A 19,626-nucleotide genomic window follows, 5' to 3' on the forward strand; every position below is an offset into this window, starting at 1 on the left:
CATATTATCGACCTGCGTGCGCCTTGTCAAAGGGGAAAACACCGTTTTTGTTCGTTTGCCGACAATTTCAGCAAACCGATGATTTAATAGCAAATTTGCTTTCAAATTGCACAGCAAAATGCGCCGCCCGCAGGCAGGCGGCGTGCAGGATCAGAACAGTACGGAGTAGTTCAGACCAAACGTACGTCCACGGCCTTTATACGTATAAAGACCCGGTGCGCCGTAGGTTGGGCTATACAGCCCCGGTGCGCGCTGGCCCCAGGCGGTGGTGTAGTCTTTGTCCAGCAGGTTTTCCACGCTGAAGCTGACTTTGCCCACCGGCAGGGCGTAGCTGCCCAGGAAATCAACGGTGTTATAGCCATCGATCTTCTTACCATCGGCGTCAGACACGTCAAAGGTTTGTGTGCTCTGCACGCGCAGCGTCCAGTCGCCTGGCGCCCAGTTAACCCATGCGCTGGCTTTCGACGGGCTGGCGCTGTCGACCGTCAGCTTCTCCCATTTCCCGTTTTCACGCGTTTCGGACTTGATGGCGTTAAAGTTCGCCCCGGTGCTCCAGTCGCTGTCGGTGAAGAAATAGTCCACCTGGCCTTCAACCCCATAGATACGACGTTTGTCGTCCTCCAGGTTGATGGTCATGTCGCTCTTGTTGATGGTGATGGTTTTATCCGAGAGCGAGTAGTAGGCCGCCACCTGGGTACGCAGGTTATCGCCGGTGAAGCGCCAGCCCAGCTCGTAAGCATTGACCTTAATACCGTCCAGCGTTGAGTCGTTCACGTTGACGCTGTTTTGCAGGCGATAGTGACCATCGACCAGCTGATAGGTGCCGGAGCCGTAGTACTTCGCCAGATCCGGAATTTCGAAGCCCTGGGAGAAGTTAAACCACAGCTGCTGCTGTTCGGTCAGACGTCCAAGGATCCCGGCGTTAAACAGGAAGTTGTTGTAGTCGGTTTTCCCGCCCGGCACCGCGTCAGCGGAGGTCGCTTTGCCCGTGGCGATTGCCTGCTGCTGGGCGTAGCCGACAAAATCGTCCACCTTGTTTTCGGTGTACTGGTAACGCACGCCGCCGCTCAGGGTGATGGCGTCAATGTCATAGCTGGCTTGCAGGAACGGCGCGAGGTTGGTAATGCTGTAACCCGGATAACGGCCCACGTTGTAGGCATTGTCCAGCTCCATGCCGCCGCTCGCCGCCGCTTTGCTTAAGTCGAAGAACTGCTGGTTGGCATCGAACGTTTCATGGTCGGCGTCTACACCCCAGGTGAGGGTCAGGTCGTCCATCGGCTTGCTGTTCAGCGTCAGCTTGCCGCCGTAAAAATCGGTTTTCTGCTGGGATGCGCCAATGCTGGTCACCGCGCCTTTGCTCAGCGTCGGGAACGGGTAGTAGGTCAGGCTCTCGTCACGGTAGTAAATCTGCGCAACCAGATCCTGACCCCAGAAGTCGGTGTTCGAGTATTGCAGGTTAATCAGGTGACGCTCTGTGCCCGGGATACGGTCAGAGTTCAGGTTATCTTTGTTGTAGGCTTTGGCATCGCCCGTGACCGCAGCGAAATTCTCCCCAAGGAACAGGCCGTGCTTGCCGTCGGATTCGCTCTTGTAGTACTGCGTGGTTAACTGGAGCTGCTGATGATCGTCGATGTTAATGGTGCCTGTCCCCATCACGTCGATACGGTCGGAATACTGCAAGCCGGTCTGGGTGTTATCGATAATCACCTCGTCGCCGTTGCCGTCATACCAGCCGCCGTAGCGCTGATAGGAGACCGACAGACGACCAGAGGCGTTGTCATTGCCGCCGCTGACCGCTGCCGATACGTTCTCATCATGGTCGTTATGGCTGTTAAACCCGCTTTTTGCCCCGGTCTGGAACTCCACTTCGGTCTCCGGCTGGCCTTTTTTGGTGACGATGTTCACCAGACCGCCGGTACTGCCGCCGCCGTACAGCGAGGTGGCGCCGGAAATGACTTCGATACGGTCAATGTTGAACGGATCGATAGAGTCGAGCTGGCGGCTGTCGCTGCGGGACGAGTTCAGACGTACGCCGTCCACCATCACCATCATGGAGCGGCCGCGCAGGTTCATGCCGTAGTTGGTACGTCCCTGGCTGCTGACGTCCATGCCGGGGATCAGCTGGGCCAGCACGTCTTTAATCTCTTTCCCGCCCTGAACCTGCTGCTCAATTTCCGCCCGCTCAATAACCCAGGTGGTTTGCGCCATCTCTGCCACGCTGCGATGTGCCCGGCTGGCGGAGACCACAATATCTTCTTCCTTTTGTTCTTCCGCCCACGCAGAGGTAGAAAGCATGGCAAGCAAGCACGGATTTAAAACCCAAAGATGAGAACGTTTCATTGTTATGTTGATCCTGAATGTGTGTGTCAGTACTCGGTGGTCTTTATTAATGATTTAAAAACCTGGCTGCTCTCCGGGCTGGTGGTGCTCCGCCAGTGGATCACGCCGGGGGTGGTTGCCAGCTCAAACGGCTCGTCATCGTGAGCGCGATTCAAAATTCGCGCCGCGCGCCAGGCCATCAGGCTGAGCTGGGGTTCGGCAATACCGAGACGGTGCATCCCGGCATTGACGGCAAACAGGCGGTTGCTCTGCGGGCCGTCCCATTCAAGGGTAAAATCGTTGTTGATGCAGAAGGCTTCATCCTCATCCAGACGCAGTCGGGAAGAGAGCGGGGCGAGAAACGCGGGCTGTACGGCGCGGTAGCCGGTGGCGAAAATCACCACGTCGCTTTCCAGCTGTTCGCGCCCGCCGTCCAGGTGATGCTGGATGCTGAGGCGATGTCCGGTTTCCTGGCGCGTCAGCGCCGTCACCGAGCGGGACGGCATCAGGTGCGCCCAGGGTTTTTCGCGCAGCACTTCGAAGCGGTGATAGATGGCGCGATAGATGGCCAGCAGCGACTCCGTGGTGATCCCGTCGGAGGTCATCTTCTGCTCCTGCAACATCTGACGTCGGGCGTCGTCACCGAGGGTCGAGAAGCTGTCCACATACTCCGGCGTGAAATACTCATTAGCAAACGCGGCTTCATCCAGCGCGTTGTAGTTGTTGCGGCGCGACACCCAGTTGAGGCTCAGCGGCTGGCCCCATTCCCCACGGAAGATATTTAAAAACAGATCCGCACCGCTCTGGCCGCCGCCGACGACGGTGACGCGCTTGCCCGCTAAATCCGGCGTGCGCAGCATCATTTCGCTGGCGTGGAAGCAGGTATCGTCCTGCACGGTGACGCAGTCTGGGAGATTGATCTGCTTCCCAATCCCCACGCAGACGTGGCGCGCCAGGAAGCGATCCCGCTGGGTCACGACTTCAAACAGACCGTTTTGCTCATCAAAGCGGACCTGCTGTACCTGCTGGCTGAAGGCCAGGTTCGTGAGGTTATCCGCCGCCCAGCACAGGTAGTCGGCAAACTCCTCGCGCGAGACGGTGCGCTGCTCGGTGGTGAGGAAACGGTAGAACTTTTTGCGCTGTACCAGGTAGTTCAGGAAGCTGTGGCGGTTGGTAGGCTCCACGGCGCTGACCAGATCCTTCAGGAAGCTGGTCTGCATATGGCAGTCCGGCACCATCATCCCCGGGTGCCAGGAGAAGTGCGGCTTGCGTTCAAGAAACAGCGAGCTAAAACCATCCAGCCCCTCTGCCAGCGCGGCAATACTGAGGTTGAACGGACCGATACCAATGCCGATGAAATCATAGGTTTTCATTGCGCTGACTCCTGGGAGACCACAAAAAGAGGGTTATCAAGATCGCAGACGTAGTTCGGCAGCATGCGGCTACCGCCGTCGTGTTCAGAGAAGGTCAGTTTGACCGGGTTGAGGATCACGCGAATAATCTGCGGCTTAAACAGGTCGAATTTAGCGAAGCGCGCCGCAAGATCCGGATGGGCGGCCATATAGCGACGTAATACCAGCGCCAGGATCTGATAGAAGCGGGTTTCGCTCACGCCGCATTGCAGGGTGAGGCGGGATATAAAGCGCAGCACCGTGACAAAGTTGCCGGTTTGCAGGTCGTGGATGATGTAATCCGCGCTGAGGCGCGCCGTCACCGCTTTTACCTGCTCCGGCAGGCTCTGCGCCTGCGGGAAATCTTCATCCACCAGGCGCATGTCGCCCTGGAAATCCTTCAGCAAAATGCGCTGCGGAACGTAATCTTTCATCACCAGCGTGACGTTCTGGCCGTGGGCGATGAGCGCCACCCCGTAGCGACAGAGCAGGTGATAGAAGGGGATCACCGTCGCCTCAAACAGCTTTTCCAGCCATGCGTCAGCGGTTAACCCCGAGCGTTTGATCCACGCGTCAATCAGCGGGCGCCCCTGGTTATCGGTTTCCATCAGCGCCGCCATCAGCACCGCCTGTTCGCCATCCTGTAAATAGCAGGATGGGTTCTCGCGCCAAATCACCCCCAGCATCTCCTGATAGCGGTACGGCGCCTCAGGCAATGCGGCATAACCCGGATGCGACAGATATCCGGCTGCGGGTTCGCCAAGCACCTGCGCCCCGGAGTGAATCAGCGTGGCATCGCTGGCGAACTGCTGCTGTAGCCAGCGCGAGGCCAGCGGACCGGCGGCGATATACTTGCCCGGAATACCGCGATAGCAGGAGGTGTTGTAGATGGTCAGCGGCAGCTTGATGTCATACGGCGCGCGACGGCTGGCGTTGGTCAGCGTGCGCAGGGACTGCTGCGCCAGATACTCATCGCCGAACTCACCCAGCTCTACCATCTCACCGCGCGCGAGTTGCGCCAGGAAATGAATGGCAATTTTTTGCTGCCACTGCCACGGGTGCAGCGGCACCGGCAGCCAGCTGTCGTTCAGACCCAGCTCCTGCCAACGGGCGTCGAACCGCTCGCGCTCGGCATCGTCCATGGCGCTGGAGAGCAGGGCGTTAATATCGCAATCGGCGTCGCTGCTCCAGACCAGACGCTCGCGCTGCACGGCGACCCAGTGCAGGCGGAAACGCCCGCGATATTCCGGCGCGTACAGGCGCAGGGCATCCAGCCCCCAGCCGCGGCGTCCCTTGTTGAAAATAAACTTCGGGTGACCGCGCATCAGGCACTGTAGTTCGTCCGGGTCGAGGTGGATCAGCGCATCGGCATCCAGCGTTTCACGCGCCTGCAACAGCTGCATGTCACCCCGCAGCGTGGCGTAGAGATCTTCCATGTGCTCCGCCGTTTGCGCGTCGCTCATCTCCAGCACGGTGGCCAGTTGCAGCAGCGCGTTTTCCGCTTCGACCGCCGCGCCGCTGGTGGTGGTCAGGGTATCAGGGTCAATATGCAGCCAGCCCCATATCCCACGCGTGGCGCGAAACTGCCAGCACGCGTTGCCCATACTGATGCGCCAGTTGTCCGCCGAAACCGGCTCGGCGCGCAGGGTGCGTTCATATTCCAGTTCGGCGAGGATCTTCGCCACCATCTCGCGGTTCACTTTCTGCCAGAGTGCGTTCACAGTTCCACCTCGTGGAAGAAGCGATGACGCTCGCTCATGATCAGACGGGAGCGTTTGTGCGGGAAGTCGAACTCTTTCACCGTGTCGAAACCAGCGGACGCCAGATGGCGGAACAGACGCTGGTTGTCGAAACGCGGTTCCGCCACAATGCGCGCCGTGCGCGGTTCATCGAGATACAGATAGTGGCTGAGGCCGCGCAGCCAGCTGCGGATATACTGCGCCCCGCGCCAGTTCTCTTCGCCCACCAGCATGTGCAGCCCACGGTCAAACGGCTGCCAGCGATAGTGGCGGCCAATGCGGTCTTCTGCCGCCCAGTAGAGTTCAAAATAGCCGAACGGCTGATCGTCAAAGCAGCCGATCACCGGATAGCAATAAGTCGAGTCGAGCTGGCGACGCAGGTAGTTCTCCTGCTCGGCCTGCGGACCGGCCATCTCCCAGAAGGCATTCACGCGTGGGTTGTTCATCCAGCGGGTAAAACGCTCGCCGTCCAGCGCCACGTCCGCCACGCGGAAGCTCAGGGTGCGCTTAATCTGTGGATCGTAACGGCGATACACCTCGCCCTGCGGGCGGCGAGGGCGCAGCGGGAAGTACAGCTGACGGCTTTCGTCAAACTGCATTCCGCCGCTCGCCTGCGGACGTTCGCCTTTCAGCCACAGCGGCAGCTGCCAGAAAATTTCACGCGCCAGATAATCCCCGTGAACGAGGCTAAACAGCGCCTGCGCCTGAGGTTCATCCTGCCAGGCGGCCCACGGCAGGGTAATGCCGGTCAGGGCGGGCGCGGCAACAAACAGCTGGTCGAGGGCGTCCACCAGCCAGCCGTCCGGGAGCCCGGTCAGCCGCTCCAGCACCGCGCTGCCGTCGAGACCCAGCGTCAGCGGCAGGTTTTGTTCCGTGGCGGTGCAGCGAAAGCCGTAGCCGGAATGGACGATATTCGCGTTTGCCATCACGCCTTCTCCTTATAAAACGGGTTGCTAAAGTCGAAATAGATCACCGCCGGATCGACGATGGTGTTTTCGTTGCGATCGTGCAGGTAGCAGAAGAAGTTGCCTTTGCAGTTCCAGGTCGGGCTGTCGAGCACGTAATCAAGGCAGCGGGTCTGCTTCGCCGTCGTGCGCAGTTCGGCCAGCGCGTCACGCACGCGGGACATCAGGTTCTCTTCGCTGTCGAAACCGGCAGCGGCGAGCGCGGCGGTGACGGCAAGGGTAGAGTTCAGCAGCAGGTAATAAGGGAAGTAGCGCAGCAGCTGGCTCTCACCGAAGCGGTTTTCCACCTCGGTTTCACCTGCCTCTTTCAGCCACGCGTCGGCCCCTTCGGTCCAGGCGCTGCCCTGGCAGTCGCGGTAGATCAGCCCGACGGGGAAATCCTGCTGCATCTCAACGAGGATATTTTGCTGGTGCGCCAGCAGGACCAGACCGTAGTCCGCCTCGGCGCTGAACAGCGGCAGCAAGACGCGGTCGCAGTAGGCGTCCAGCCAGCAGCGGGCGGCCTGGGCGAGCGGGAGATCCAGACGCTGGCTCAGACGGCGGACCGCCGCGGCGAGCAGGCTGTCGCCGCCGTCCGGTGCGGCCTGGGTCAGGCTCACCAGCACGTTGGTTTGCGTATCAGGGGTATCGAACAGCAGGTTGACGCGCAGGGCCATCAGGCTTTCTTCCTGAACGACGCCGTGCTCATCGCGCAGCCCCGCCCAGCCGTCCTCCTGCATCACGCGCATGGTCGGGTAGCGCGCCTGAAGTTCCTGCCAGCGTGCCGTTTTCGCCAGGCGTGCCAGGCGCATGCCGCGCTTAACCTCTTTCACCGACAGCGTGCGCACGGAGTTGGTCAGCCGCACGCTCAGGGAAAACTTAATCATGTCGCTGTTGGTTTCGCTGTACAGCGAGCGGGAAGAGCTGGTGGGCAGCCATTGTGCACCGGCTTCGCCCAGATCGCGCAGGGCGCCTTTTTCTACCAGACGCTGGCACCAGTCCTGCTCCAGCAGATAGTCGGCCTGCCACGGGTGCATCGGCAGCAGCCAGCAGGTGTCGGTGAAGTGACCGAGAAGGGCCGGAGCGCTCTGCGCTGCAAAGCGCAGCAGACGTTCCCGCAGGGAGACATTCAGGCTGTCGCCGGTAATCAGCTCATGCTCAACCGCAAACCAGCGCAGCGGGAAGCGGGAGGCGAAATCCGGCAGATAGCGACGTGCCTCGGCCTCGTTAAACGGCTCGTGCGACTTTGGGGCAGGATGAAAAGCATGGCCGACCAGCAGCGCCTGTTCCGCTTCGGCAAAGGTCAGCGGCTTATCGCGCAGGTTTGCCCAGTTGTGGCGTAAATCAATGGCCTGCCAGGTGTGCGTATGGCTTTCCAGGACGCGCTGCTTAAAGCGAGCCAGCGTATCGGGATCCAGCGCGCCTTTTACCGTCTCTTTTTCAAGAATAAAATCAATCAGTTGATGGAATGTGACCGTGTCACCGCCGTCGCTGTCGGCCTGAATCAGCGTTGCCGGAAAACGATACTGGTGATGCTGCGTGGGGGAGAAATAGCGTACCGGAACCCGAATGGCCTGGGTTGGGGAGAGTGGGATATGAATCTGCGATAACTCATCCGCACGGGTTGCGGGAAGATAGTGCCAGTCCTTCGTTTCGCGCAGCAGCGCGTTCAAAAAACACTGGGCCGCAACATCTGTACCGGCGGAGCGGGGCAGAGTACGCATAGTTGTACCTCATTCCATGACTGATAATAATTCTCGTTATGATATTCATTCTGTTTACAGTGGCAACTATTTTTGCAATATTTGTTTTCATAAACTTCATAATTTCCACACATTTATTGACATTATCTTCACAATTTTATGCGCACCCGTACCGAGAATCTCACTGACGTTGTGGCCCCCAAAGCTAACTGGCCCCTGGCACTGGGCGCCGGTTTATTAGGTATTGGGCAAAACGGTTTGCTGGTCATGCTGCCGCAGCTGGTCTCCCTGACCGGACTGTCGCTCTCCGTCTGGGCCGGGCTGCTGATGTTCGGCTCGATGCTCTTTTTACCCGCCTCGCCCTGGTGGGGACGCCAGAGCGAGCGGCACGGCTGTAAGATCGTTATGCTGGCCTCGCTGGGCGGCTATCTGGCGAGCTTCGTCGTGATGGCGCTGGTGGTCTGGGCGATGGCGAACGGCGCGCTGAATGCCCTCTGGGGAATGGTGGGCCTGGTGCTGTCGCGCATGCTGTACGGCCTGACGGTATCAGGGCTGGTGCCTGCGGCCCAGACGTGGGCCATTCAACGCGCGGGGCTGGATAAAAGAATGGCGGCGCTGGCGACGATAAGCTCTGGCCTGAGCTGCGGGCGTCTGCTGGGACCGCCTCTGGCCGCGCTGATGCTCAGCGTCAGCCCGGTCGCCCCGCTCTGGCTGATGGCGCTGGCGCCGTTGATCGCGCTGCTGCTGGTGCTGCGCGAAGCCGCCGATCCCCCGCTGCCGCCGGTGGCGCACCAGTCGACGCGGTTACAGGCCTCCATGCTGCCTTTCCTGGTGCTGGCACTGCTGCTGGCGGCGCTGGTCAGCCTGATGCAGCTTGGTTTATCGCCGCATCTTCATCCGTTATTTAATGGCGATGCCGTGCAAATCAGCCATCATGTCGCGCTGCTGCTGAGCCTGGCCGCGCTGGCGACCCTGGCGGCGCAGTTTCTGGTGGTACGCCCGCAGCATTTTACCCCGAGAGTTTTACTCTTACTTGCCGCGGTCTTGATGGTGGCGGGTCTTGGGCTGATGTGTCTCGCCAGTTTAGCCCTGTTCTACGTGGGCATTGTCATCACTTCGCTGGGGGCCGCCATGGCAACGCCGGGATACCAGCTTTTGCTCAACGATCGGCTGACGACGGGCAAAGGCGCAGGGGTGATCGCCACCAGCCATACGCTGGGGTACGGGGCCAGCGCGCTGCTGGTACCCGTGGTGACGCGCGTTTACGGTGAGCAGTTTTTGATTACTGCCGCATGGGGAATGGCGCTGCTGTTTCTCGCGGTGAGCGTGTGGGTACGATCGACCGATCGTACCCCTTAAACATTAGTGGAACGGATGAGGGGAGGTGCTGGCTGCGTCCTCACTTTGCCGCAGACGCTGGAGCGGATCCTGCTGATAAAACTGGCAAAAACGCTGCCACAGCGCCGGGAAGCGCGGAGCGAAAAGCTCAGGTGCGCTAAAGAAATACTCGGACAGCACCGCAAAGCACTCGGCGGGATCGGTCGCGGCATAGGCATCAATGCTGGCCGCGCTTTCACCCACCAGGTCTATCTCATCCTGAATGTTTTCCATCGCCGCGTGCAGGTCGTGCTCCCATCCCGCGACTTCACGCAGCGGGATCAGCGGCACGCCGCTGGCGCGATCGCCGTTGCGGGTATCCAGCTTATGCGCCACTTCGTGAATGATCAGGTTGAAGCCCGAGGCATCGAACGAGTCCTGAATATCCAGCCAGTTGAGGATGATTGGCCCTTGCTGCCAGCTCTGCCCGGACTGCACCATACGCTGGTTGTGCACCAGCCCGATGTCATCCTCCCACTCATCATCGACGATAAACGGCGCCGGGTAGATCAGCACTTCGTGGAAGCCATCCAGCCATTCGATACCCAGCTCCAGCACCGGCAAGCAGAAGAGCAGGGCGATGCGGGAATTTTTAAGCGGATCCAGTTCGAAGCCCTGTAGCGGCACCAGCCGTTTTTGCTGTAAAAAACGCTCGGCCAGCTGAATCAGCTTTGATTGCTCTTCAGGCAAGAGATTCGCCAGCACGGGGATCGCCAGAGCCTCATCCCAGGGCAGCGCCATATTTCGACCAGCGTCGTTCGTTTTCCAGGGCCACTTAATCATCGCTTTGCTCGTTACTCGCACGTGAACAAAATGGAAAGGTCAGGGGCTGTTAGCATGCCAACATACTCTGTTAAGCAGTATGACACTCCTCTTCGGCTGCATGTAGAGTGGCAGCCTGTTTAAGAGGGATCCAGCCCGCATAAACTATCACTATGTGCCGTCAGGTTGATAGCGCTTTAGGGGTATCCCCTTCATTTTGTGAAGTATGTCGTGCGCGGCTATGATAAATCTCTTCTTACCCTACCGTGCTTAAGGATCCCGTCAGTATGCCCGTCAATTTTGACCTCAACGATCTCTATGCTTTCCGCGCTTTACTGGAATACGGCAATTTCCGTCTTGCGGCGGAGTCTATCTGCCTTTCCCAGTCGGCGTTGAGTCGCAGGATTGAAAAGCTGGAGGCGGCACTGGGGACAAAACTGTTCGACAGAACCACCCGTCGCGTCACGCTGACCCTGTATGGACAGACCTTTGCCGACCGGTGCGGGCAACTGCTTGCTGATGTGGAGTCCATGCTTTCGGATATCGATAAGGCCAGCGAGGAGCGCACGGGGCTAATCACCGTGGCGACGGTGCCGTCCGCCGCCTGTTACTTTATGCCGGATGTGATCCGCCGCTTTCAGTCCCGTTACCCCCGCGTGCGCATAAAACTGATCGACAGCAGCGCCGGAAATGTTATCGAGGCCGTCACCCGCGGACAGGCGGATTTTGGTATCTGCTTTGCCCGGAGCTTGCAGCCCGACATCGAGTTTGTCCCGCTGGTGGAGGATGTCTACGTGGCCGCCTGCCGACGCGACAGCCCGCTTGCAAAAAGAAAAAGCCTGACGTGGCAGGCTTTTTATCAGCAGGATTATATCGGTCTGGATAAGACCTCCGGCAACCGCAATCTTCTCGACCAGCGGGTCGGGCATATTCGGCCTGAGCGCCCCAGCATCTGCGAAACGCGGCACGTGACGACCATGCTGGGGATGGTTGAAGCCGGGATCGGTATTGCGGCCGTTCCCGCCATGTCAATGCCCCGCGCCGAGCATTCGCTGCTGACGTCGGTGCCTTTAACCGAGCCTGAAGTCAGGCGAACCGTGGGGCTGATCCGCCGCCGCGGGCGGATCCAGTCCTATATTGCTGCCGAACTCGAAACGCTGATCACCGAGCAGTATCGCGAGGTGCGCTGACGGGCGTTAAGCCCGTTGACGTAATGACGCTGGCGGCCTGTGGCGAAGAGAGAAAAGTCAGCAGCGCTTTTCCCTGTTCGGGATGGTCAGCCTTCTGCGTTACGGCGCCGGCGAAACGGGTAATGTACTGCATGTCGTCAGGCAACTTACCGACAAACGTCACCCCCGGGACCGGCAGAAGCTCGCTCACCTGCTGAAAGCCGAGATCGTATTTCCCTTTTGCCACTTCGGATGCCACCGGGATGCGCTCAACCCGGTGCGCTTTATCGTGAACCTGGCCGTCGATGCCCAGCTTACGGAACAGCTGGCTCTCAACATACCGGCCGCTGGCGCTGTCGGAATAAGCCATGGAGTGCGCCTTCAGCAGCGTTTGCCGCAGGGCAGGCACCGTACTGATATCCGGCACCGGCGCGCCCGCTTTGACGACCATCCCGACGGGCGAATCCGCCAGCTCCACGCGGGAGCCTGGCGCGGTCCTGCGATCCTGTTCCAGTTTCGCCAGCGCATCGCCCACCATAATCACCACGTCCGCTTTTTCGCCCCGGGCGAGCCGGGCCGGAATGGCCTGCGGCGTTTTGCCCATTGACGGGCCGGAGATCACAATGAGCCTGTCGCCGCTTTGCGCTTCGTACTGCGGCGTCAGCTTCTCCAGCGCCGCTTTGAAGCCGCCAGAAATCATCACCGTCACATCCTGCGCAAGCGCGCCCGCGCTGAGGGTGACGAAGGTCAGGGCGGCAATCACCGTTCTGAATGTAAGCATGAGGGATCACTCCTTAACGGCGGTTTGCAGGATTAACGTGCGACGACGATAGAGATAAAGCGTTGCCAGCAGGGCGCAAACGGCGGCAAAGCTCATCCAGTAGCCCGGGGAGGCTTTGTCGCCGGTGTACTCAATTAAGGCGGTCGAAATCACCGGCGTGAAACCGCCAAAGACCGCCGTTGCCAGGCTGTAAGCCAGTGAGAAGCCCGCCACGCGCACCTCTGCTGGCATGATCTCCGTCAGGGCCGGGATCATCGCGCCGTTATACAGGCCGTAGAGGAAAGAGAGCCACAGCAGCACGGTCAGCATCATGGAGAAGCTCGGGGCTGCGGCCAGCATCGTCAGCGCCGGATAGCTGGTCGCCAGCGCCAGCAGCGTCATGGCGATCAGCACCGGTTTACGCCCGAAGCGATCCGACAGCGCGCCGCCCACCGGCAGCCAGATAAAGTTGGACACCGCCACCAGCAGCGTGACCAGAAGACTGTCCGACGCGCTGAGCATCAGGACTTTTTTACCGAAGGTCGGGGCGTAAACGGTGATCAGGTAAAACGCGGTGGTGGTCATCGCCACCATCAGCATGCCCGCGACGACTACCGGCCAGTTGGCGAGCAGCGTTGTGAAGACCTGACGCATCGCCAGATGGTGGCGACGGGCGCTGAATTCCTCGGTCTCTTCGAGCTTGCGGCGCAGGAAAAAGATAAACGGCACGATCAGACAGCCAAACAGGAACGGAATACGCCACCCCCATTCGCGAATGGCACTCTCTTCCAGCACCACATTCAGCGCAAAGCCCATCGCCGCCGCGATCATAATGGCGACCTGCTGGCTACCCGACTGCCAGCTGGTGTAGAAACCCTTGCGGCCCGGCGTGGCGATCTCCGCCAGATAAACCGAAACCCCGCCCAGCTCGGCGCCTGCCGAAAAACCCTGCAACAGGCGGCCGGTCAGCACCAGCAGCGGCGCCCACAGGCCAATGCTCTGATAAGAAGGGATCAGCACAATCAGAAAGGTTCCGGCGGCCATAATCGACAGGGTGACGATCAGCCCTTTACGGCGACCCACTTTATCAATGTAAGCCCCCAGCACAATGGCCCCGATCGGACGCATCAGAAAGCCCGCGCCAAAGACGGCGAAGGTCATCATCAGGGACGCAAATTCACTGCTTGCCGGGAAAAAAGTATGGGCGATGTAGGTGGCATAAAAGCCGAACAGAAAGAAGTCGAATTGCTCAAGAAAGTTGCCCGACGTGACGCGGAAAATCGCGCCCGCTTTGGCACGAACCGTTGCAGGTGAGGTTGAGGAAACCATGATTATCTCCAGTTTTATAGTGACGTTATGCTCGTCTGTTTCTGAAAACTGGATCAGGAAGTGGAAATTAATAAGCGCAAATAGTGCATGAACCGATGCGTGTGGTGCATTAATGACAATGCATTGACCAGTATTTACATACTCAACAATAACTTAACATTTCGATGATCTTTTATTTACTCGATTTCGCTAAGTTGCTGATATATCAGTTTTGTGACATCGCGCAGGTGAGAAGCCAAGCGGGGCCTGGCTTGGGAATATCAGCGCAGCGCGTTCGCAATCGCGCTAAACATCAGCGACGCTTCCAGCGGCTGGGCGCTGAATGACGGCTCTGCCTGCGGCCAGGTGGACCACTGGACGATAACCAGATTTTCTTTCTGATTAACCATGATCATCTGACCAAAAATACCCAGCGCCCACAGGGAATCTTTCAGCGAATTTTCGACTTTCGGCTCCACGTGTGTGGCGGTGACTGGCACTTCGTTGTTCCACCACTGGTAGCCGTACAACCCCTTCGGATGCGCCTCGGACACCGATCCTTTGGCCTGTGTCCAGGCTGAGGACTGTTTCACCCAGCCCTCGGGGAGGATCTGCTTCCCGTCCGGCAGCGTACCGTTATGCAGGATAAACTCCCCGAAACGCCCCCAGTCTTCCAGCGTGGCGTTAAACCCATGCGCACCCACGTCGTGCTGGCCTTTGCTGTAGGCATGCCACACGCCGTCGCTCGCCATGCCGTACGGCTGCCAGATGCTTTTCTCCAGATACGCCGCGAGCGTCATGCCGGTGGCGCGCTCAAGCACATCGCCTAACAGCCAGGCGCCACCCGAGGAATACGACCAGTTTTCGCCCGCCGGGTGTTCACGGTGTAACCCCTTGACCAGGGTGCGCACGCAGTCGTAGGTGCCCGGCTTCGCTTCGCATTCGGTAAGCCGGGCGAAGTCAGATTGCGGGTTGGTGTAATCTTCGTTCCACGCCACGCCAGAGGTGTGGGTGATGAGCTGTTTCAGCGTTACGCCCTCCCAGGCGGTGCCTTTTAAATCCGGTTCGTATTGGGTGACAAGGTCGTCCAGGGAGTGGATTTTCCCTTCTTTAATTGCAACACCCACCAGCGCGGAGACCACCGATTTGCCCACGGAGCGCGACGTCCAGAACGTGGAGTCGGTATTGCCTTCTCCCAGGTATTTATAGGCCACTTTGCCGTTTTTCAGCACCAGCATGCCGCTGACGTTCTGGCGTTTCAGGTAATCCTGAAGAGTGTAACTCTTACCCTTCACCTGATAGCGGGCATCGGTGAGCGGTTTTTCTGCGGGCAGCAGCGGCGTAGCGTTGCCGTGGCGGAACACGTCCCCCGCGTAGTTGCGGTAGTCATTGCGAAAGCCCACCACGCGATCGGCCTGGCTCCAGGTGAGCATGGTATGGGCGTCCGGGAGTCTGGCGTCGAAAGGCGCCGGACAGGTGGTGAGGTCGGTACCCTTGCAGGCCGCCATGACGGCGGGCGAGAGCAGGCTGCTGACAACCAGCGCCGCGAGCAGTGTGCGGTTTGTTTTGATTTTCATATTTATCTCGTTTGGCTCAGGAAGGACTTCAGTTTAAGAACCTGCGGCCTATAATAAAAAACGCGTAATGGGGGAAAATCCCCCGGAAAAATCGCGTGGAGAATGACGTGGCATCACTGATCTATTCCTTTGCCCAGCTTGAAGCGTTCACTGCCGTCGCTGAACACGGCAGCCTGATGAAGGCGGCGAGTAAACTCGGCAAAGATCGTACTACCCTGCGGGATCTGATCGATTTCCTTGAGGATGGGCTGGGCTACGCTCTGTTCCTGCGGGAGGGGCGCAGCCTGCGCCTGACGCCGGAGGGGGAGCAGCTTCAGCGGCAGGCGCACCTGCTGATGCGGCAGGTCAAAGCGTTTGAGGCGTTTGCCAGATCGGTACCGTACAGCGCGACGCAGGACATTGCCCTCGTTTACGATCCGTTCACCCCCAGAGCTTTTTTACAGGCGCTGATTATCACACTGGCGGCGAAAAAGATCCGCCTGAGCCTGACCAGCGCGTCACGCGATGAGGCGGAAGCCATGCTGGCGAGCGGTCAGGCCGATCTGGGCATCTGCCAGGCGCGCAACCGCAGCGTGGGCAATGAGATGGAGTGGCGGGCGCTGGGGGCGATCGAAATGGATTTTTACGCCGCAACGGCGCTTTTTGCGGAGGTGGCATCGCCGGTGTCGCTGCTCGATCTCTCTCTGGTGCCACAGGTGATTATGCATGCCGCATCAGACGAGCCGGTCGCCCGTCGCCTGCAAATTTCAGGGCACACCCTTTTCACTAACGAACTGGAGATGCTGCGCGGCCTGCTGGAGCAGGGCTGCGGCTGGGGGTTTTTGCCGACCCATCTTCAGGCAACGCAGTGGAAAAATGTAAAAAGGCTGCCCACCGAAGTGGGCAGCCTGGGGATAAGCCAGACGATGGTCACTATCTGGAAGCCGGGCAGCGACAAGCGCGGGTTGATCAACGATACGCTGTCGCTGCTTCCGGCGTTATGGAAACGCTCAGCGCTGTGAGCACCCTTTGCACTGTTTATTCTGGATCTGCTGGAAGAAGTCGTTGCCTTTGTCATCCACCAGGATAAACGCCGGGAAGTTCTCCACTTCAATTTTCCAGATCGCTTCCATTCCCAGTTCAGGATACGCCACGCACTCCAGGCTCTTGATGCTGTTTTGCGCCAGCACCGCCGCCGGGCCGCCGATGCTGCCGAGGTAGAAGCCGCCGTGCTTATGGCAGGCGTCGGTGACCTGCTGGCTACGGTTACCTTTGGCCAGCATGATCATGCTCGCACCGTGGGATTGCAGTAAGTCCACGTAGGAGTCCATACGCCCGGCGGTGGTTGGGCCTAAGGAGCCAGACGCGTAGCCTTCTGGCGTTTTCGCCGGGCCTGCGTAGTAAATCGGGTGATCTTTAACGTACTGCGGCAGTTCTTCCCCGTTATCGAGCAGCTCTTTCAGCTTCGCGTGGGCGATATCGCGCGCCACGATGATGGTGCCGCTCAGCGACAGGCGGGTGGATACCGGGTGCGCGGAAAGCTGCGCCAGAATGTCGGGCATCGGCTTGTTCAGATCAATGCTTACCACGTCGCCTTCTCCCTGCTGGCGCAGGGATTCAGGAATATACTGGCCCGGATTGTGCTCCAGCTTCTCAATCCAGATCCCCTCGCGGTTAATCTTCGCCTTGATGTTGCGGTCAGCGGAGCAGGAGACGCCCATGCCGATCGGGCAGGAGGCGCCGTGGCGCGGCAGACGGATCACGCGAATATCGTGCGCGAAGTATTTCCCGCCAAACTGCGCGCCAAGGCCGAGGTTTTGCGCTTCCTGAAGCAGTTCCTGCTCAAGCTGGACGTCGCGGAACGCCTGGCCGTGCGCGTTGCCTTCGGTTGGCAGGCCATCGTAATAGCGCGCAGAGGCGAGCTTGACGGTTTTCAGCGTGGCTTCCGCTGAGGTGCCGCCGATAACGAAGGCGATATGGTAAGGCGGGCAGGCCGCGGTGCCCAGGGTCCGCATCTTCTCAACCAGATAATTTTTCAGCTTCGCCGGGGTGATCAGCGCTTTGGTTTCCTGATACAGATAAGTTTTGTTGGCGGAACCGCCGCCTTTCGCCATGCACAGGAATTTATACTCGTCACCATCAACGCTGTAGAGGTCGATCTGCGCGGGCAGGTTGGTGCCGGTGTTCACCTCTTTATACATATCCAGCGCCGCATTCTGCGAGTAGCGCAGGTTGTCTTCAATATAGGTGTTATACACGCCCTGACTCAGCGCCGCTTCGTCGCCGCCGCCGGTCCAGACGCGCTGGCCTTTCTTACCCATAATGATTGCCGTGCCGGTATCCTGACAGGTGGGCAGCACGCCTTTCGCCGCAATCTCGGAGTTGCGCAGGAATTGCAGGGCAACGTACTTATCGTTCTCGCTGGCTTCCGGGTCGCTCAGAATAGCCGCAACCTGCTTCTGGTGAGAGGTGCGCAGCATAAATGCCGCGTCGTGGAAGGCCTGCTGTGCCAGCAGGGTCAGCGCCTCTGGCTCGACTTTCAGCACTTCCTGACCGTCGAACTCGGCAACGGAAACGTGCTCTTTGGTCAGCAGATAATATTCGGTATCGTCATGCGCGAGGGGGAAGGGGGTCTGGTAGATAAAGGGTTTGTTTGACATAGCTTGCTCCACAAAAATTTAACCGCCGGAGGAAATGTCCGGCGGTCAGGAATCAGAACATCATGGACATCCACGGGTAGCCAATCAGCAGCAGAGCTGCCAGGAAGATGGCGCCGAAGATGGTGCCGAGGCGCCAGTAGTCTTTGGTTGGCAGGTAGCCGCTACCGTAGTAAATCGGGCTTGGACCGGTACCGTAGGGGGTGATGATCCCCATCACGCCCAGCGAGGTTACCATCAGCAGAACGAACACTTCCATATTCATGCCCGGAATGGTGGAGGCGATGGTCAGCATCGCAGGCAGCAGCGCCGTGGTGTGCGCAGTGGTGCTGGCGAACAGGTAGTGCAGCAGGTAGAACGCCAGCAGCAGCACGATGGTGGCGACACCCGGAGAGATACCGCTCATCAGCAGGCCGCCTTCTTTACCCAGCCAGCTGATAAAACCGGTGGAGGAGAGGCCATCCGCCAGCGCCACCAGGGTAGCGAACCAGACGAAGGTATTCCACGCGGCTTTGTTACCGGTGATATCGTTCCACTCCAGCACGCCGGTCCACAGCATCAGGCCAACGATCAGCAGGGCAGCCATGGCCGGTTCAATCCACGCCGCGGCGAAGATCCACATCAACAGCGCACAGCACACGAACACCAGCAGCAGGATCTCATTGCGCGACAGTTTGCCCAGTTTTTCCAGCTCACGGGTCGCCCACAGCGGGACTTCGTTATTCACTTTCACTTCCGGCGGGTAGAACCAGTAGGCCAGCAGCGGCATGGTCAGGATCAGCAGGATGCCCAGTGGCAGGAAGGCGAGGAACCAGGTCCCCCAGGAGATATCAATTCCGACCGTGCTTTTTACCAGCGCCAGCGCCAGCAGGTTAGGTGCCAGAGCGGAAAGGAACATCGAGCTGGTGATACAGGCCGCGGTGATGGCTACCCACATCAGATACGAACCGATTTTGCGCGCGCTTGGGTCATTGGGTTTTGAACCGTACAGCGGCGGCAGGTTGGCGATGATCGGGTAGATGGTCCCACCGCTGCGCGCGGTGTTGGACGGGGTGAACGGTGCGAGCAGCAGGTCTGCGAAGGTAATCGCGTAGCCGAGCGTCAGGCTGCGACGGCCCAGGTACTTCACCAGAATCAGCGCCAGACGGCGGCCGAAGCGGGTTTTGTCGTAGCCTGCGGCGAACATAAAGGCACCGAAAATCAGCCAGACGGTGGAGTTACCAAACCCGCTGACCGCCCATTTAAAGGAGGCGCCCGCCAGCTTGAATTTTGGGTCAGCCAGCTGTTCCGGGCTAAAGAGCACCCACTGGCTGCACAGCGCAATCGCCACGACGCCGGTAAGACCGATTACGGCGCCCGGCAGCGGTTCGAAAATTAACCCGACGATGACGCCGACAAAGATGGCGAAGTAGTGCCACGCATATGGCGGCAGCCCTTCCGGAACGGGGACAAACAACAGCAGGACGGCAACAATGACGGGCAGAGCCATCATCAGCAGTCGTTTTGCTGTTCCATTTGATGCCAGATTCGCCGCAGGAGGCGTTACAGCAGTTTTTGTATTCATAGTTTCACGTCTTAAGTTGTCAAAAATTCGTCGCCCGGCGAAAACACAAATTCGATTGAAATATCCTTTTTGCTTTTTTTAGTTATTTAAGGTGCGGTTTTGTGTTTTCACTAATAGCGATTTAACGCATTTTGGTTTGCGCTAAATAAAAAATGATGATGTTTTTATATTGCTCTTTTGAATGCCATAACTATTGATCGCGATCAAAAAAACGGAACTGAATGGCTATTTTTATACTTTTTATAATAACCACTCTGGGTAGTGTGGTTATTCGCTGATTTTACGCATTTTATGTATCAAAGCTATAACATTTAAATTTTGGTGTTTTTGTTTGCTCTTGTTTTATAAGGTTTTATATTAATCATGGTGTATTGGTT

14 protein-coding genes are annotated in these 19,626 nt (G+C 58.7%); 3 read left to right on the plus strand and 11 right to left on the minus strand.

The features are described 5' to 3' along the window. Positions 1 to 150: 150 nt before the first annotated feature. The 5 genes from ACNQ0W_RS16915 to ACNQ0W_RS16935 are packed head-to-tail and all read right to left on the minus strand — an operon-like array spanning position 151 to position 8,117. On the minus strand, positions 151 to 2,340 hold the full coding sequence (locus tag ACNQ0W_RS16915) for a TonB-dependent siderophore receptor (RefSeq protein WP_023324924.1): 2,190 nt from the start codon (positions 2,338 to 2,340) through the stop codon (positions 151 to 153). Positions 2,341 to 2,366: 26 nt separating this feature from the next. Beyond that, positions 2,367 to 3,692: a lysine N(6)-hydroxylase/L-ornithine N(5)-oxygenase family protein gene (locus ACNQ0W_RS16920; RefSeq protein ID WP_062932892.1), complete on the minus strand. Its 1,326-nt coding sequence runs from the start codon at positions 3,690 to 3,692 to the stop codon at positions 2,367 to 2,369. Further along, entirely contained in the window at positions 3,689 to 5,431 is a 1,743-nt protein-coding gene (iucC, locus tag ACNQ0W_RS16925; RefSeq protein WP_062932893.1) for an IucA/IucC family protein, read from the minus strand. The genes ACNQ0W_RS16920 and iucC overlap by 4 nt, the downstream gene beginning before the upstream one ends. Further along, entirely contained in the window at positions 5,428 to 6,375 is a 948-nt protein-coding gene (locus tag ACNQ0W_RS16930; protein ID WP_062932894.1) for a GNAT family N-acetyltransferase, read from the minus strand. Before ACNQ0W_RS16930 ends, iucC begins: the two co-directional genes overlap by 4 nt. After that, positions 6,375 to 8,117, minus strand: a complete 1,743-nt coding sequence (locus ACNQ0W_RS16935) for an IucA/IucC family protein (RefSeq protein WP_062932895.1) — start codon at positions 8,115 to 8,117, stop codon at positions 6,375 to 6,377. The genes ACNQ0W_RS16930 and ACNQ0W_RS16935 overlap by 1 nt, the downstream gene beginning before the upstream one ends. Before the next feature lie 138 nt (positions 8,118 to 8,255). On the opposite strand from ACNQ0W_RS16935, the gene ACNQ0W_RS16940 reads away from it, so the two are divergent. Next, positions 8,256 to 9,455 carry an MFS transporter gene (locus tag ACNQ0W_RS16940; RefSeq protein ID WP_062932896.1) on the plus strand — a complete coding sequence of 400 codons (1,200 nt, stop codon included), beginning with the start codon at positions 8,256 to 8,258 and terminating at the stop codon, positions 9,453 to 9,455. 3 nt (positions 9,456 to 9,458) lie between these two features. Here ACNQ0W_RS16940 and mtfA read toward each other — a convergent pair whose 3' ends face one another. Beyond that, on the minus strand, positions 9,459 to 10,256 hold the full coding sequence (mtfA, locus tag ACNQ0W_RS16945; RefSeq protein WP_017693127.1) for a DgsA anti-repressor MtfA: 798 nt from the start codon (positions 10,254 to 10,256) through the stop codon (positions 9,459 to 9,461). Positions 10,257 to 10,522: 266 nt separating this feature from the next. On the opposite strand from mtfA, the gene ACNQ0W_RS16950 reads away from it, so the two are divergent. After that, on the plus strand, positions 10,523 to 11,425 hold the full coding sequence (locus ACNQ0W_RS16950) for a LysR family transcriptional regulator (RefSeq protein ID WP_047053540.1): 903 nt from the start codon (positions 10,523 to 10,525) through the stop codon (positions 11,423 to 11,425). Here the strand turns inward: ACNQ0W_RS16950 and ACNQ0W_RS16955 are convergent. The 3 genes from ACNQ0W_RS16955 to ACNQ0W_RS16965 form a co-directional block, all read right to left on the minus strand. Further along, entirely contained in the window at positions 11,397 to 12,185 is a 789-nt protein-coding gene (locus ACNQ0W_RS16955; protein WP_062932898.1) for a substrate-binding domain-containing protein, read from the minus strand. The genes ACNQ0W_RS16950 and ACNQ0W_RS16955 overlap by 29 nt on opposite strands. A gap of 6 nt (positions 12,186 to 12,191) precedes the next feature. Next, on the minus strand, positions 12,192 to 13,493 hold the full coding sequence (locus ACNQ0W_RS16960; protein WP_003859542.1) for an MFS transporter: 1,302 nt from the start codon (positions 13,491 to 13,493) through the stop codon (positions 12,192 to 12,194). A 260-nt stretch (positions 13,494 to 13,753) separates the two neighbouring features. After that, entirely contained in the window at positions 13,754 to 15,049 is a 1,296-nt protein-coding gene (locus ACNQ0W_RS16965; RefSeq protein WP_062932899.1) for a serine hydrolase domain-containing protein, read from the minus strand. A gap of 95 nt (positions 15,050 to 15,144) precedes the next feature. Between ACNQ0W_RS16965 and ACNQ0W_RS16970 the strand changes: the two genes are divergently transcribed. Further along, a complete protein-coding gene (locus tag ACNQ0W_RS16970; protein WP_116329872.1) occupies positions 15,145 to 16,050 on the plus strand; it encodes a LysR family transcriptional regulator in 906 nt (301 codons plus the stop codon). Here ACNQ0W_RS16970 and fumA read toward each other — a convergent pair. Next, a complete protein-coding gene (fumA, locus tag ACNQ0W_RS16975; RefSeq protein WP_062932901.1) occupies positions 16,039 to 17,688 on the minus strand; it encodes a class I fumarate hydratase FumA in 1,650 nt (549 codons plus the stop codon). The genes ACNQ0W_RS16970 and fumA overlap by 12 nt on opposite strands. Before the next feature lie 52 nt (positions 17,689 to 17,740). After that, positions 17,741 to 19,249, minus strand: coding sequence for an anion permease (locus tag ACNQ0W_RS16980; protein WP_017383327.1), 1,509 nt, complete (start codon positions 19,247 to 19,249; stop codon positions 17,741 to 17,743). Positions 19,250 to 19,626 lie beyond the last annotated feature (377 nt).

Source organism: Enterobacter cloacae complex sp. 6730903, assembly GCF_048283985.1.
Classification (GTDB): Bacteria; Pseudomonadota; Gammaproteobacteria; order Enterobacterales; family Enterobacteriaceae; genus Enterobacter; species Enterobacter hormaechei_C.

Bases quoted from the DNA above. Each gene is read 5' to 3' on its own strand.
- ACNQ0W_RS16915 (WP_023324924.1), bottom strand. From the start codon at position 2,340: ATGAAACGTTCTCATCTTTGGGTTTTAAATCCGTGCTTGCTTGCCATG.
- ACNQ0W_RS16920 (WP_062932892.1), bottom strand. From the start codon at position 3,692: ATGAAAACCTATGATTTCATCGGCATTGGTATCGGTCCGTTCAACCTC.
- ACNQ0W_RS16930 (WP_062932894.1), bottom strand. From the start codon at position 6,375: ATGGCAAACGCGAATATCGTCCATTCCGGCTACGGCTTTCGCTGCACC.
- ACNQ0W_RS16935 (WP_062932895.1), bottom strand. From the start codon at position 8,117: ATGCGTACTCTGCCCCGCTCCGCCGGTACAGATGTTGCGGCCCAGTGT.
- ACNQ0W_RS16940 (WP_062932896.1), top strand. From the start codon at position 8,256: ATGCGCACCCGTACCGAGAATCTCACTGACGTTGTGGCCCCCAAAGCT.
- mtfA (WP_017693127.1), bottom strand. From the start codon at position 10,256: ATGATTAAGTGGCCCTGGAAAACGAACGACGCTGGTCGAAATATGGCG.
- ACNQ0W_RS16950 (WP_047053540.1), top strand. From the start codon at position 10,523: ATGCCCGTCAATTTTGACCTCAACGATCTCTATGCTTTCCGCGCTTTA.
- ACNQ0W_RS16955 (WP_062932898.1), bottom strand. From the start codon at position 12,185: ATGCTTACATTCAGAACGGTGATTGCCGCCCTGACCTTCGTCACCCTC.
- ACNQ0W_RS16960 (WP_003859542.1), bottom strand. From the start codon at position 13,493: ATGGTTTCCTCAACCTCACCTGCAACGGTTCGTGCCAAAGCGGGCGCG.
- ACNQ0W_RS16965 (WP_062932899.1), bottom strand. From the start codon at position 15,049: ATGAAAATCAAAACAAACCGCACACTGCTCGCGGCGCTGGTTGTCAGC.
- fumA (WP_062932901.1), bottom strand. From the start codon at position 17,688: ATGTCAAACAAACCCTTTATCTACCAGACCCCCTTCCCCCTCGCGCAT.
- ACNQ0W_RS16980 (WP_017383327.1), bottom strand. From the start codon at position 19,249: ATGAATACAAAAACTGCTGTAACGCCTCCTGCGGCGAATCTGGCATCA.